Origin of the sequence: Bradyrhizobium sp. HKCCYLRH3059 (assembly GCF_051168035.1) — a bacterium.
In the GTDB taxonomy this organism is placed as follows: domain Bacteria; phylum Pseudomonadota; class Alphaproteobacteria; order Rhizobiales; family Xanthobacteraceae; genus Bradyrhizobium.
The window spans coordinates 562,442-576,373 of sequence record NZ_JBNPUF010000002.1 but is presented as its reverse complement, the minus strand read 5'-3'; the positions used below and the strand labels follow the sequence as shown (position 1 = coordinate 576,373).

Annotated in this window: 11 protein-coding genes; 9 read left to right on the top strand and 2 right to left on the bottom strand. The window is 66.4% G+C overall.

The genetic code is table 11. From position 1 onward, the window contains the following. The first annotated feature begins 152 nt into the window (after positions 1-152). From ACQR13_RS09610 to ACQR13_RS09580, 7 genes are all read left to right on the top strand, one after another. Positions 153-1,322 carry a M20 aminoacylase family protein gene (locus ACQR13_RS09610; RefSeq protein WP_316170549.1) on the top strand — a complete coding sequence of 390 codons (1,170 nt, stop codon included), beginning with the start codon at positions 153-155 and terminating at the stop codon, positions 1,320-1,322. Between the two features lie 477 nt (positions 1,323-1,799). Next, positions 1,800-2,147 carry a hypothetical protein gene (locus ACQR13_RS09605; protein ID WP_315714878.1) on the top strand — a complete coding sequence of 116 codons (348 nt, stop codon included), beginning with the start codon at positions 1,800-1,802 and terminating at the stop codon, positions 2,145-2,147. Positions 2,148-2,386: 239 nt separating this feature from the next. Next, the gene (locus tag ACQR13_RS09600) at positions 2,387-3,418 is read left to right on the top strand and encodes an aKG-HExxH-type peptide beta-hydroxylase (RefSeq protein ID WP_316170548.1); all 1,032 of its coding nucleotides are present in this window, start codon (positions 2,387-2,389) and stop codon (positions 3,416-3,418) included. Continuing rightward, a complete protein-coding gene (locus ACQR13_RS09595; protein WP_316170547.1) occupies positions 3,415-4,620 on the top strand; it encodes a radical SAM protein in 1,206 nt (401 codons plus the stop codon). Before ACQR13_RS09600 ends, ACQR13_RS09595 begins: the two co-directional genes overlap by 4 nt. Before the next feature lie 93 nt (positions 4,621-4,713). Next, positions 4,714-5,829, top strand: coding sequence for an aKG-HExxH-type peptide beta-hydroxylase (locus ACQR13_RS09590; protein ID WP_316191764.1), 1,116 nt, complete (start codon positions 4,714-4,716; stop codon positions 5,827-5,829). 39 nt (positions 5,830-5,868) lie between these two features. Beyond that, positions 5,869-7,158, top strand: coding sequence for a YcaO-like family protein (locus ACQR13_RS09585; protein ID WP_316193957.1), 1,290 nt, complete (start codon positions 5,869-5,871; stop codon positions 7,156-7,158). Next, the gene (locus ACQR13_RS09580; RefSeq protein ID WP_316193958.1) at positions 7,155-8,510 is read left to right on the top strand and encodes a TfuA-like protein; all 1,356 of its coding nucleotides are present in this window, start codon (positions 7,155-7,157) and stop codon (positions 8,508-8,510) included. The genes ACQR13_RS09585 and ACQR13_RS09580 overlap by 4 nt, the downstream gene beginning before the upstream one ends. Positions 8,511-8,558: 48 nt before the next feature. On the opposite strand, the gene ACQR13_RS09575 is transcribed toward ACQR13_RS09580, so the two are convergent. Continuing rightward, positions 8,559-10,043, bottom strand: coding sequence for a UdgX family uracil-DNA binding protein (locus ACQR13_RS09575; RefSeq protein ID WP_316193959.1), 1,485 nt, complete (start codon positions 10,041-10,043; stop codon positions 8,559-8,561). Positions 10,044-10,196: 153 nt separating this feature from the next. Then, positions 10,197-11,435 carry a putative DNA modification/repair radical SAM protein gene (locus ACQR13_RS09570; RefSeq protein WP_434862774.1) on the bottom strand — a complete coding sequence of 413 codons (1,239 nt, stop codon included), beginning with the start codon at positions 11,433-11,435 and terminating at the stop codon, positions 10,197-10,199. 183 nt (positions 11,436-11,618) lie between these two features. On the opposite strand from ACQR13_RS09570, the gene ACQR13_RS09565 reads away from it, so the two are divergent. Both ACQR13_RS09565 and ACQR13_RS09560 read left to right on the top strand, forming a co-directional pair. Continuing rightward, positions 11,619-12,413 (top strand): ImuA family protein, encoded by a 795-nt coding sequence (locus ACQR13_RS09565; protein WP_315749266.1) that lies wholly within the window; start codon positions 11,619-11,621, stop codon positions 12,411-12,413. After that, positions 12,307-13,896: a Y-family DNA polymerase gene (locus ACQR13_RS09560; protein ID WP_315749269.1), complete on the top strand. Its 1,590-nt coding sequence runs from the start codon at positions 12,307-12,309 to the stop codon at positions 13,894-13,896. The genes ACQR13_RS09565 and ACQR13_RS09560 overlap by 107 nt, the downstream gene beginning before the upstream one ends. Positions 13,897-13,932 lie beyond the last annotated feature (36 nt).

The window sequence follows — 13,932 nt, the reverse complement described above, 5'->3', positions numbered from 1 at the left end:
GCCAGCTTTTAGTCAGCCCGGACGGGGCCGGACAAGCGCCACGTTCATGGCTGGTTGACCGAGCCATGAGGCGGGCGCAGCCCTTATCTTGGGCGGTGCGGCTTTTGCATGCTAAACAGGCGCAAAGTCCCACCGGAGTTACGAGATTCCCCATGCCCATCGTCAACCGCGTCGCCGATCTGCAGCCCGATATCCAGGCCTGGAGGCGGGATATCCATTCGCATCCGGAGCTGCTCTACGACGTGCACCGGACGGCGGCCTTCGTCACCGAGCGGCTGCGCGAGTTCGGCTGCGATGAGGTCGTGACGGGCCTCGGCAAGACCGGCGTGGTCGGCGTCATCAAGGGCCGCAAGCCCGGCCACGGCGAGGTGAAGGTGCTCGGACTGCGCGCCGACATGGACGCGCTGCCGATCGAGGAGGCGACCGGGCTGCCCTATGCCTCGAAGACCCCGGGCATGATGCATGCCTGCGGCCACGACGGTCACACCGCGATGCTGCTCGGCGCCGCGCGCTATCTCGCCGAGACCCGCAACTTCGCCGGCGAGGTCGCGGTGATCTTCCAGCCCGCCGAGGAGGGCGGTGGCGGTGCGGACGCGATGATCAAGGACGGGCTGATCGACCGTTTCAAGATCGACCAGGTTTACGGAATGCACAACGGGCCCGGCCTGCCGGTCGGCGCGTTTGCCATTCGCCAGGGCCCGCTGATGGCATCGACCGATGCGGTCGACATCGCGATCGAGGGCCATGGCGGTCATGCCGCCAAGCCGCACAATTGCATCGACTCCCTGCTGGTCGGCGCCCAGCTTGTCACCGCGCTGCAGCAGATCGTGTCGCGCAGCGTCGACCCGCTGGAGGCCGCGGTGTTGTCGATCTGCGAGTTCCACGCCGGCAATGCCCGTAATGTGATTCCGCAGAGCGCGGTGCTGCGCGGCACCGTGCGGACGCTGACGCCGAAGGTACGTGAGCTGATGGAGAAGCGCGTGCGCGAGGTCGTGACCGGCGTCGCCCAGATGACCGGCGCCAAGATCGACCTGAACTATGCACGCGGCTATCCTGTCGTCATCAATCACGCCGAGCAGACCGAGATCGCGATCCGCGCCGCCAGGGAGGTCGCGGGCGACGCCAATGTGCACGAGATGCCGCCGATGATGGGCGGCGAGGACTTCGCCTACATGCTCGAGGCGCGCCCCGGCGCCTTCATCTTCGTAGGCAATGGCGACAGCGCCGGCCTGCATCACCCCGCCTACAACTTCAATGACGAGGCGATCGTCTACGGCACCTCGTTCTTCATCAAGGTGGTGGAGAATACGCTGGCGGCGTGAGGCTCGCGGCCGCGTGCAGCGGCACCGCCGCGATCAGGCACGAAAGTGGACTGGCAGGGCCCGTGCGATGAGCGCGGGCCTTTTGCTTTCCATATGCACGTCGAGCTTCATGAGCTACGCGAGAATGTGCGCTGCCGCGGAATGAGGTGCGACAATATGCCTGGCGGGTGACATCCGAGAGCGCAAGACGTCATCACGCGTGGTCACTGCCGGCCTGAGACGACCGCAGTGCGTCGCTCATTCGAGCAATCAACAGGTGTATCTGACAAACTACTCTATTGTTAAAGAACTAGCTTCATGTTAGTTTTTTTCTGGCTTCGACGACTGGCGAATTGGGACAGTCTGAGCGAAGTGCTTAGCACAGCTACATTGCTTCAGGTTCTGTGAGTTCAGGGCGCGAGATCACAGAGCTTGTACCGGGACGTTGCTATTTCCTTTCTGAACGATGGCGGTTCTCAACCGACTGGGAGTATAGGAATGGCTGATCGCGATCCGGCGGAAATGCGCAAGAAGGTCGATCTGGCGCTGAAATCCGTAGTCGACTCAGAGATCGCACGCGCGTCTCTGAAGATCGACATCATGGCAGAAGGCGTTCCATTCTCGCGTGGAGCGATCTTCAGCAAGACCAATCCATTCTCGCGCGGCATCGTCTTCAGCCGCCTTGCGGCGATGGAGCGTCCGGACGAGATGGAACGTGAAATCGCCAACGATCCCGCGGTGTTGGGGGCTCTTGCGGAGCGTCTCACGCAGGTACGGGCGGTGAAGGACCTCAAGGGTCAATTTAGCGTGCCGCAGGCGGGGGGCGCGCCGAAATCGGTCAGGTGAATGGATCGATCGTTCGGCTAAGACGGAGCGAAGCGGGCCTGCGATGTCGGATCTTTCCGACGTGACGTGTCGTGGGCCCGCCCGCGACTCGCTGGTGCGGATGACGGGCAATGGTCGCCGTCATCAGCGTGACCTTTCCTGATAGCTGCTCTTGATTCCGGCATCGGTTGCGGTCCTGTCTGACGGCGGGACAGCTTGCGGCCGGCTTCGTTGGCGTATTTCCGGAGGCATGCTCGATCATGAGTGACGCGTGGACCTGGCGACCGTCGAAATCTGCCTGGCATGAAAAATTCAACGACAGGATCCTGAGATGGCAGCCGGAGGATCGCCTCGGCCTCGACTGCGAGCCGCTCAAGGCGTCGCTCATCGAAGCCAACGCGCGTGAAGCGGACTGGCTTCGTCATCCCTGCATGAACTCCATCACCTATGAGGGGCATGACAAGAGCCCGCAGCGTGATCTGCAGGTGGCGATCTGGACGGCGGCGAATGCGCCGACCCCATCCACGTCGCTGACGACGCCGGAGCCGTTGACCTTGTGGTCGCCGGTCGGAGGCTACCGGATCGAGGCCGGCGCCTATGACCTGAACGAGCTGGTTGGGCTGCTCCCGATGAAGGAATGGCCGTACGACATATCGGTCGACGTGGGGTGCCACTCCCTCGGATTCCCGATTCCCGACACCTGGGCCGAGCACACCGATCTCTCGTTCGACGAGCAGGCCCGGATGACGCGCGAGGTGACGAACGCGCTCGAGATCCTCGTGACCGCCGCGAAGAAGTTTCCTGAGTGCGTGAATTGGGTGTCCGATGTGACGCGGGTCCTGATCCCCCTGCGCAGCAGCGAGCGATCCTATTTCCGCAGCGGGTCGCAAGCCGATGTGCCCGGGATGGTTTACGCCGACCTGTTCGGCGGCCTGATGCAGGTGATGGAGGCCATCGTCCACGAATCCGCGCATCTGCATCTGTTCATGGCGGAGGCGTCGGGACCCCTGGTGGATCCGCAGCACCAGGGGCGCTACGCATCGCCGTTGCGGCCGGAGCCGCGGCCCTTGCGCGGGATCCTGCTGGCCTTTCACGCCATCGCCTACATCTGCGCCTTCTATCGTGAGGCCGAGAAGCAAGGGTTCGGCGGATCAGCCGAGTATCAGGCCGAGCTTGCCAATATGCTGACCAAGCTCAAGGAGGCGCAGGTCGTACTGGACGGTGCCCGGCCGTTCCTGACCGAGGACGGCCGCATCTTCGTCGATCGCACCGCCGAGATTGCGTACCAATGAACGACGGTCCCCATCTTCACTTCGTGTTCAAGGTCGCGTCGCGCTGCAATCTGAACTGCTCCTATTGCTACGTCTACAACAAGGGCGACAGCACGTGGAGAGAGCGGCCCGCGATCATGGATGATGAGGTCGTCGAGATCGCGATCGACCGCATCCGCCGCCATTGCCAGGCAACAGGTCAGAGCTATCTGACGATCACCTTTCATGGCGGCGAGCCGTGCCTGGTCAAGCAGGAGCGGTTCAGCTCATGGTGCCGGAAGATCAAGGAGGGGCTGGCGGGCGTCGCGCGGGTGCAGCTCTGCATGCAGACCAACGGCACGCTGCTCGACGACGGCTGGGCCGAGATCATCAAGAGGTTCGACATCGATCTCGGGATCAGCATCGACGGAACCCCCGAGGTGCATGATGCCCTGCGCGTCGATCATGCCGGGCGTGGCTCCTATCGCGATGTCGAGCAGGGCCTTGCCGTGCTGCGCCGCGCCGGGATTCCGCTGCGCTTCCTGTCGGTGATCCAGCTCGGGGCGAGCGGTGCCGCGGTGCATCGCCATCTGACGAGCCTGGGCCCGGCCTCCATCGACTATCTGCTGCCGGATTTCACCCACGACACCATCGCGGCGGTTCGCGACCGGTATGGACCGACACCCTGTGCCGATTTCCTGATCCCGATCTTCGAGGATTGGTGGCGGGACGGCACGCTGGATCTCCGGATCAAGATCTTCTGGAACATCGCTTGGCTGGTCCAGGGCGGGGAGAGCCGCATCGACATGCTCGGCAACCAGCCGCTGACCTTCCTGTTCGTCAACACCGATGGCGAGATCGAAGGGCTGGATGTGCTGCGGGTCTGCTACGACGGCGCCGCGCGCACCGGCCTGAATGTGCGGACGTCCGACTTCATGGACGTCCGGCACGCCGGCGAATTCCATCGTGCGGCGGTGTTCGAGGGCATGCCGCTGCCCGACGGCTGTCGCGCGTGCCGCGAGCGCGACACGTGTGCCGGCGGCTATCTTCCGCATCGCTATGCATCGCGGACGGGCTTCAACAATCCGACGGTGTGGTGCGCCGATCTCCTGAAACTGTTCGATCACGTCCGCGAGCGGCTGGGAACGTCGGTGGAGGAAACCAAGCTGCGCCGGGCTCATCTCCTCGACACCGCCCTGCGGCGGGCGGTGGGGCTGCAGCAGGAATCTCCGGCCATCGGCTGAGGTCGGACCTCGATCGCCGACTTATGCGCGCTGTCGCGCGGGCCTGCTGCAAGGCGGCGTGGTCGAGAGTGGAACGTGGAAGGAGTGCGCACGATGACGATCACCCTGATGCCTGACGTTCTGCGCTGGAATGACTACGAGGCGGTGTGTGACGGCGTGCTTGCGACCTATGGCGACCGGCTCGCGCAGAAGCTGGGCGAAGCCCTCGGCGAGATCGGCCGCGACGACCCTGCGGGCGGGGACGAACTGCGCAGCCTGATGGATCGCGTGGCGGACGACGGCTTCATGCGGGTTCTCGATGCCCCCGAGACCTCGTTCCGTCTGCTGTCGGCGCCGGGCCGGTACGCCGAGGACAAGGGACGATTTCTGCGCGATTCATTCGTGGCTGAGGCCTTGCGCCAGGGACTCGAGATCACCGCCGATCGGGAGCTGTGGACCGCGCTCGGCGATCGCGGCTATCGGCGTGACGGCGCCTGCATCTGGCCGCAGATCGAGGGCATGCCCGTGACCGATTACGGCAGCCCGCATGCGGTCAAGGTGGATCTGTCCGGCCAGGACCGGCCGGTCCCGCCGCAGCGCCCGCCGTTCTCCGAGGACGAAATCGACCGGCTGCACGATCTGCTGCACCGGTCCCTGGATGCGCTCGAACGGACCGAAGCGGGGCTTCCCCGCTTCGTCGCGCGCTTCAACATCGCGCTCATCCTGCAGAAGGATCCGGAGAGCCCGGGCAGCTTCTCGTCAGGATCGAACGGCTACTACATCGGCCGCACCTTCCTCGCCAACCCGCATCTTCCCGAGATCGACGAATCCCACATCGCCGATGCGCTCGTCCATGAGGGCATCCACGCGCTGCTCTACATGCAGGAGCAGGAACAGCCCTGGTTCCTCGATTCGACGGCGAAGGGCTCGCTGCCGCGCATCACCTCGCCCTGGAGCGGCAGCCGGCTGCCGTTTCCGTCCTTTCTACAGGCCTGTTTCGTCTGGTACGGCCTGCTGCACTTCTGGAGCCTGGCGATGCAGTCCGGCGCGTTCGAGCAGGGCGTCGCGATGAAGCGCATCCAGCTCTGCCTGCGCGGCTTCTGCAAGCAGCCGTTGCTCGACAGCATCGCGGAGTTTTCGTCGGTGGTCGACGCCGACGTGCAGAAGACGATCGAGGAGATGCAGAACGTCGTGGTCGGCGCCTTTGCCGATGTCCGCCGTGCGGGCTGATGCGACGACGTCAGCGGCGGTTGAGTGTGGAGGCTGCGGATGGCGAATGGAACGGCACTGCATCGGGATCGTCTGGCGCGTCCGGTCCCGAAGAGCTTTCGATGGGGAACTCAGCGGTCGGTGCCGCCGTCGCAGACGGTCGAGCGGGTGCGTCCGTTCCTGGGAGAAATGGGAATCACGCGCATTGCTGACGTCACGGGTCTCGACCGCGTCGGCATTCCCGTCACCATGGTCTGCCGGCCGAACTCGCGCTCGGTCTCGGTGTCGCAGGGCAAGGGGCTGACCCTGGATGCTGCGAAGGCGTCGGGCGTGATGGAATCGATCGAGCTGTTTCACGCCGAGACGATCACATTGCCGCTGAAGCTTGCGACCTATGCCGAGCTGATCCGCGACCATGAGGTGGTCGACGTGGCGGACTTGCCGCTGATCGCCGGCGGGCGTTTCCATCCCGATCTGCAGATGCTGTGGATCGAAGGGCGCGATCTCATGGCCGATGCCGACGTCTGGGTGCCGTTCGAGATGGTGAACCTGTCGACCTCGCGGCCGGAGATGCCGGCCGGCAGCTTCATCTCGTCGTCGAACGGGCTGGCGTCCGGCAACCAGCTGATCGAGGCGGTCCTGCACGGCATCTGCGAGGTCGTGGAGCGCGATGCGACCACGCTCTGGCACCTCCGCAGTCCGGACGAGCAGCAGAGCCGGCGCGTCGCGCTCGAGACGGTTCAGGACGAAGGCAACCGGCGGCTGCTGGAGATGTGCGAGCGCGCGGGCCTCGAGGTCGTGGCGTGGGACATCAGCTCCGATGTCGGGCTCGCCGCCTGCCAGTGCCTGATCTTCGATCGTGACGAGGAGCTGGGGCGGGATCTCTACGCGGCGTTGGGCATGGGCGCGCATCTGTCGCCAGAGATCGCCTTCCTGCGGGCGCTGACGGAAGCCGCGCAGAGCCGGCTGACGCTGATCGCGGGCGCGCGCGACGACGTGTTCCGCGAGGAATATGACGAGAAGGCGTTGGCCGCACAGTTTCTCGGCGAGCAGCGGGCGCTGCTGCGGAACAGCCCGCCGACGCGAAGCCTGCGCGAAACTCCGTCGCTGGCAGCGGAGACGTTCAACGATGATCTCGCCGTGGTTCTCGAACGGCTGCAATCCGCCGGTGTCCGGCAGGTGATTGCGGTCGATCTCACCAAGAGCAGGTTCGAGATCCCCGTGGTGAGGATCATCATTCCGGGGCTCGAAACCTTCGACAAGAATCCTGACTACAGCCCGGGGCGCAGAGCGCGGGCCTTCGCCGGCGATCAGATCTCGCGGCATCAGCCATCGGGGCATCCGCTATGACGTGCATCGTATTCACCGGGCCGACGCTGCATCCGCGCGACGCGGCGCTCGAATTGGAGGCCGAGTATCTCCCGCCGGTGCAGCAGGGCGACGTCTATCGTGCCGCGCTGGCGAAGCCTGCGGCGATCGGAATCATCGACGGCTATTTCGAGCAGGTGCCCTCGGTGTGGCACAAGGAGATCCTGTGGGCGATGGCCAACGGCATCCACGTGTTCGGCAGCGCCAGCATGGGCGCGCTGCGCGCGGCCGAGCTGCACGCGTTCGGCATGGAAGGCGTCGGCAAGGTGTTCGCGGCTTATCGCGACGGCGTGTTCGAGGCCGACGACGAGGTCGCCCTGATTCACGGGCCGGCTGAGCTCGGCTTTCCCGCGCTGTCCGAGCCGCTGGTCAACATCCGCTTCACCTTGCAGAAGGCGGTCGACCAGGGCGTGATCTCGGAGGCGTCCCGCCTGGTCCTGGAGGCGCTCGGCAAGGCGAGCTTCTATCCCGAGCGCAGCTACCCGGCGCTGCTGCAGGGCGCGCGGTCCGACGGTCGCCCGACGGCGCAGGAGATCGACGCGCTGGAGGCCTGGCTGCCGGATCACCGCGTCGACCAGAAGCGCGAGGATGCGCTGGAGATGCTGCAGACGATGCGGCGCCGGTTTGCCGGAGACACGGTGCCCAAGGCGGTCGATTACGCCTTCGAGCACACGCAGCTATGGGACGGCCTGATGCAGGACGCGCGGCGTTCGGCGGCCGCAGCGCGCGAGACGGTGATGCCGGACGGAACGCCGCACCTGCTGGACGAGCTGCGCCTGCTGGCCGTGCGCGGCAGCGACCTGTCCGACAAGGCGATCGCGAGATTTCTCGCGGCATCGGAGGCGAAGCGCCGCGGCGTCAGGGTCGACGCGCAGGCGCTGAGCGCGGAGATCATCCGGTTTCGCCAGAGCAGGGATTTGATGGACCCGGCCGAGCTCGAGGCGTGGATCGCGCGCAACGGCCTGACCCGGTCGGAATTTCTGGAGCTGATGCTGGACGAGGCGCGCATCCGATCTTTCAGGAAGGGGCTCAACGGCTCGGCCCTGAATGCGCTGGCCGACTGGGCGCGGATCGACGGCCATTTCGAGGATCTGCTGGCGCGCGCGCGCGACAAATGCGACGTGCTGAAGCAGACGGAACTCGACGGCGGTGGCAGTCCGGCGGACTATGGCCTCAGCGAGGGCGAGCTGATGGCGAGATACCTGCCCGCGATGCAGGCCGGCGCACCCGACCGGGACGAGACGGACGTGGCGGTGTCGCTCGGCTTTCCCGACCGAGCAGCGCTGATCCAGGCCTTGCTGCGTGAGCACGTCTACACGTCGCGCAAATCCTGAGGCCCCGTTGTCGCGTGGGGGCGGCCCGGTCGAGGCCATGCCGGCCCGTCACGCCGCATGTGCGCGCTTGATCGCGGCCGCGGCAATCTTCAGGTCCTCGACGAAGCGCTCATACTCCCGCGCCTTGGCGTCGGCATCCGGCAGCCGCAGCAGGTAGGACGGGTGCACCGTCACCATCGCCTTGGGGCCGTCGGGCAGGTCGGCGACATGACCGCGGTTCTTGGTGACCTGCGTGATCTTGCCGAACACCGCTTGCGCGGCGGTCGCGCCCATCGCCACCACCAGCGCCGGACGCACGGCGGCGAGCTCGCGCTCGTACCATTGCCGGCAGGCCTTGATCTCCGGCGTGTTCGGCTTCTGGTGCAGCCGGATCTTGCCGCGCGGCACGAACTTGAAGTGCTTCACCGCATTGGTGACGTAGACCTTGGACCGGTCGATGCCGGCCTCTTCAAGCGCGCGGTCCAGCATCTGGCCGGCCGGGCCGACGAAGGGATGGCCGGCGAGATCCTCCTTGTCGCCGGGCTGCTCGCCGACCAGCATCAGCGGCGCATGCGCGGGGCCTTCGCCGAACACGGTTTGCGTGGCGTCCTTCCACAGCGGGCAGGCGCGGCAGGAAGCGGCTTCTTCGCGCAAGGTCTCAAGATCGGCGGCCTCGACATCACGCGAGGTCTCAGCAGCGGGCGCGTGGTGGGCTTTCGGCTTGCGGCTCATCGCAGTCTCCTCGACGCGTTTCTGCGGCTTGTGGGGTTCAGTGCCGGCTTCGGCGATCATCGATGACGTGCGCCGGCTGGCGGCCGCGATCAGCGGCTGGATCAGCTTGGCCTCGGGCAGGTTCTGCCAATATTTCTTCGGCATCTCCTTTTCCATCGCCTTCACTTTCAGCCGTGCCGGATTGAAAATGCTGGCATAATAACGCAGCCAGACCTCTTCGAGCCGGTCCTCCGACGGCGCTTCAGCCTTGCTCACACCGGGCGTGAAGCTGACGCGGCTGCCGTCCCAATGCGCACAGAGTTCGGGCGTCAGGATCGACCACGGCATGTCGGCGAAGCGGCGGGCGAAGAACGGCGCGGCGCGCTCGACGATGTGGTGCTCCGGCTCGAACCAGGCGACGTAGCGCGCCTCGCGCTCGCGGCCGACCTCGCGGAAGCGGACGAAGGCATGCATCTTGTGGACGTCGCGGCGCACCGCCCGCGCCAGCGCGTTGGCCTGGGCGACATCAGGATCGGTCGCGATCTCCATGAGATCGTGGTTGGTCCGCAGACGCCACAGCAGCCGGTAGAGCAGGGCGAAGCGGTTGGGATCATTGTGCAGAATCGCGCTCTCGGCGAGCTCCATGAAGCTCGCCGGCACTGAGAACGCGCCCTTCGGCACCTCGGGAAGCTGCGTGTCGGCCTGATCGTCGAACAGGTCGGGCGCTGCGCCCTTGACGCGCCAGCTGACATCGGCCGGCTTGACGTCGTTCATCGCCAACGCCCGCGCCGCCTGACGCCAGCCGTCGAAATCAGTGTCGCTGTCGAGGGTTACGACGTGCATTTCACCTCTCTCGTCATTGCGAGCGAAGCCGCCGCGTCATTCCGGGGCGCTTCGCAGAGGCGAACGCGGAATCTCGAGATTCCGGGTTCGATGCTTCGCATCGCCCCGGAATGACGGCTGTTTCCTGGCTTCGGTCTTCGCCACGACGTTCAATTAGAACCCAAATCCCAGCTGCTGCGGTTTGGGCCGCAGCCGGGCCGCCAGCCCGGCACCGTCGAGCAGAGACGGCTGTGGCCGGTGGTCGGAGAGAACGATGAACGGCAGGACCTTGTTCCTGACAACGTTGAGCCGGGCGAGATCCGCAAACCGGATCGTGGTGGTGCGGCGGGTGGCGAGGATGCGCTGGACGGTGCGGGTGCCGAAGCCGGGTACGCGCAACAGCTCCTCGCGGCTCGCTTTGTTGATGTCGAGCGGGAAGCGGTCGCGGTGGCGCAAGGCCCAGGCGAGCTTGGGGTCGATGTCGAGCGGCAGCATGCCTTCGTTCTCCTCGACGATCTCGTCGGCATCGAAGCCGTAGAACCGCATCAGCCAGTCGGCCTGGTACAGCCGGTGCTCGCGCACCAGAGGCGGTGCCTGCAGCGGCAGCGCGCGGCTGGCATCGGGGATCGGGCTGAAGGCGGAGTAATAGACGCGCTTGAGCTTGTAGGCGCCGTAGAGATTGGCCGAGGTCGACAGGATGACGCGGTCGTTGGCCTCGTCGGCGCCGACGATCATCTGCGTGCTCTGGCCGGCCGGCGCGAAGCGCGGCGGCTTGGCCCGGCGCACCGTCTTCTTCGCCTCCGCCGTCTCGTCGAGCTTGAGCCGGAGACGGCCCATGGTACGGCGGATGGCGCGCTGGTCCTTTTCCGGCGCGAGCGTCGTCAGGCTCGCCTCCAGCGGCGTCTCGATGTTGATGCTGAGCCGGTCGGCATAGCGGCCGGCCTCGGCGATCAGCGCCTCGTCAGCCTCCGGAATCGTCTTCAGATGGATGTAGCCGCGGAAGCGATGCTCCTCGCGCAATTTGCGCGCGACGCTCACGACCTGCTCCATCGTGTAGTCGGGGCTGCGGATGATGCCCGACGACAGGAACAGTCCCTCGATGTAGTTGCGGCGATAGAAGTCGATGGTCAGCTTCACCACCTCGTCGACCGTGAAGCGCGCGCGGGCCACGTTGGAGGAGGCGCGGTTGACGCAATACAGGCAGTCGAAGTTGCAGGCATTGGTCAGCAGAATCTTGAGCAGCGAGATGCAGCGTCCGTCCGGCGCATAGGAATGGCAGATGCCCATGCCGGGCGAGGTCGAGCCGAGGCCCTTGCCGTCGCGGGAATCCCGCATCTCGGTACCGCTGGAGGCGCAGGACGCGTCGTACTTGGCGGCATCGGCCAGGATCTCCAGTTTGCGCAACAGCTCCATGGCTTTGAATCCCTTTGATTCCATTCGTTGAATCACACCCGGGTCAATCCCGATTGACTCTCTCGAAGGCGTTAGCTTTATATTAGAACGTATCATGAACAAAGAGGGTCGTCGCGGGTTCACTGCCTGATCACTGAAACAACGGCAGCGCCCGCACGATGGATTGAAGAGGAGCGGCGACGGATGACCGGCGCACGCATGGATACGCTCGCGCGTCTGCGCGGCCGCATTGCCCGTCTCGAGGCGGGAGATGGCGCACATGATTTGCGCCGGGTCGCGCTCGGCCATGACGAGGCCGACGCGACCTTGCAGGGCGGGCTCGCGACCGGCGCGCTGCACGAGGTGTTCGCCGAGACCGGCCGCCAGGCGGCAGCCGCGACCGGCTTCCTGTGCGGGCTTGCCGCGCGTGTCGCCGCGCACCGGCCCCTGATCTGGATCCGGCAGGATTTCGCCGAGCGCGAGATGGGCGCGCTGTCGATGAGCGGGCTCGCCGAGCTCGGCCTCGATCCGCGCCGCATCGTCATCGTGTGCGCGCCCGATCTCGACCACGCCTTGCGCACCGCCGCCGACGCGCTCGCCTGCGATGCGCTCGGCAGCGTGATGCTGGAGGTGTGGGGGGAGACGCAAAAGCTCGATCTCGTCGCCAGCCGCAAGCTGACCCTGGCGGCGCAGGAATCCGGCGTCACCGCGCTCATGTTGCGCATTGCGGCTGCGCCCGAGCCATCGACCGCGGAGACGCGCTGGATCGTGCGCACCGCGCCGTCACCGCTCGTTGCCCCGTGGATGGCGTGGGGCGCGCCGCGCCTCGATGTCGAGCTCATTCGCAACCGTCACGGCCAGACCGGACGATGGATCATGGAGTGGACCCCCGATGCATGCCGTTTCAACGAACCGGCGGCGGATCCTCAGCCTGTGGCTGCCGCGCCTGCCCATCGATCGCATCAAAAGACAGCGGGCACTCACAGGCGCTCCGCCTGAGAGCAAGCCGCAGGTCGTCGTCATCAAGGACGCCAATGCGCTCTTGATCCATTCGCTGGACGAAGCGGCGGCGTGCCACGGTGTGTCGCTCGACCAGCCCTTGGCGAATGCCCGCGCGGTCTGTCCCGACCTCGTCGCGCACGAAGCCGATTTGGCGGCTGATGCAAAGATGCTGGAGAGCATCGCCGACTGGTGCGACCGCTTCACGCCGCTGGTGGCGCTCGACCCGCCGCATGGGTTGTCGCTCGACATCACCGGCTGCGTGCATCTGTTCGGCGGCGAAGCCAGGCTGATGCAGTCGGTCTGCGACGCGCTGACCGCGCATGGCCTCATTGTGTCGGCGGCGATCGCCTCCAACGCCGTCTGTGCGCGTACGCTGAACCGCCAGGTGCATGGCCGCATCGTGCCCGACGGCGAGGAGGCGGCCGCGGTGGCGCCGCTGCCGGTGGCCGCCCTCGGCGGCAGCGAGGCCATTACGCTCGGCCTGCGCCGAGCCGGCCTCAAGACCATCGGCGACGTCGCCGCGCGCGGCCGCAACGAGATCACCGCGCGGTTCGGCGCCGCCTTCACCCGCGTGCTGGCGCAGGCGCTGGGCGAGGCCGATGCGCCGATCAGCCCGCGCAAGGTCCCGCCGGACTACATCGTCGACAAGCGTTTTGCCGAGCCGGTCGCGACCGACACGGTGATTGCGGCCAGCCTCTCCCGTCTGGCCGCGATGCTGGTGGCGGCGATGGCGCAGCAGGGCAAGGGCGCGCGGCGGCTGGAGGCCTGCTTCTTCCGCACCGATGGAATGGTGCGCGTGATCACGGTCGACACCGGCCAGCCGGTCACCGAGGCCGCAATCATCGACCGGCTGTTCCGCGAGCGGCTCGAGGCGCTGAACGATCCGCTCGATCCCGGCTTCGGCTTCGACATGATCCGGCTCGCTGCTGGCCGCAGCGAGATCGTGGTGCAGCAGCAGCGCGATCTCGATGCCCATGTCCACGACAATGACGAGCTGTCGGCACTGATCGACCGCATCGCCGCGCGCATCGGCGGCAAGCGCGTGGTCGTGCATCTGCCGGTCGATACCCATGTTCCGGAGCGCGTGGCGCTGCCGCTGCCGGCGCAGCAAAATCTCGCCGCCGCCACTGCTGCCGCCTGGCCGGAGCGCGCCGAGGGCGAGCCGCCGCTGCGACCTCTGCGGCTGTTCGCGCACCCCGAGGCGATCCAAGTCATTGCCGGCGTGCCGGACGGCCCGCCCGCGCGCTTCGTCTGGCGCCGTGCCGCGCATGCCGTGGTCCGCGCCGAGGGCCCGGAGCGCATCGCGATGGAATGGTGGCGGCCGGACGGGCAGGGCCTCACGCGCGATTATTTCCGCGTCGAGGACGAGCACGGCCTGCGCTTCTGGCTCTATCGCGACGGGTTGTATGACCGTGAGTTCGAGCAGCCTGAGGGCCCGCCGGTGCAGCCCGCCTGGTACATGCATGGCCTGTTCGCATGAGGGTCGGGATCGCACATCTCTCGCGGCGATCTCGCT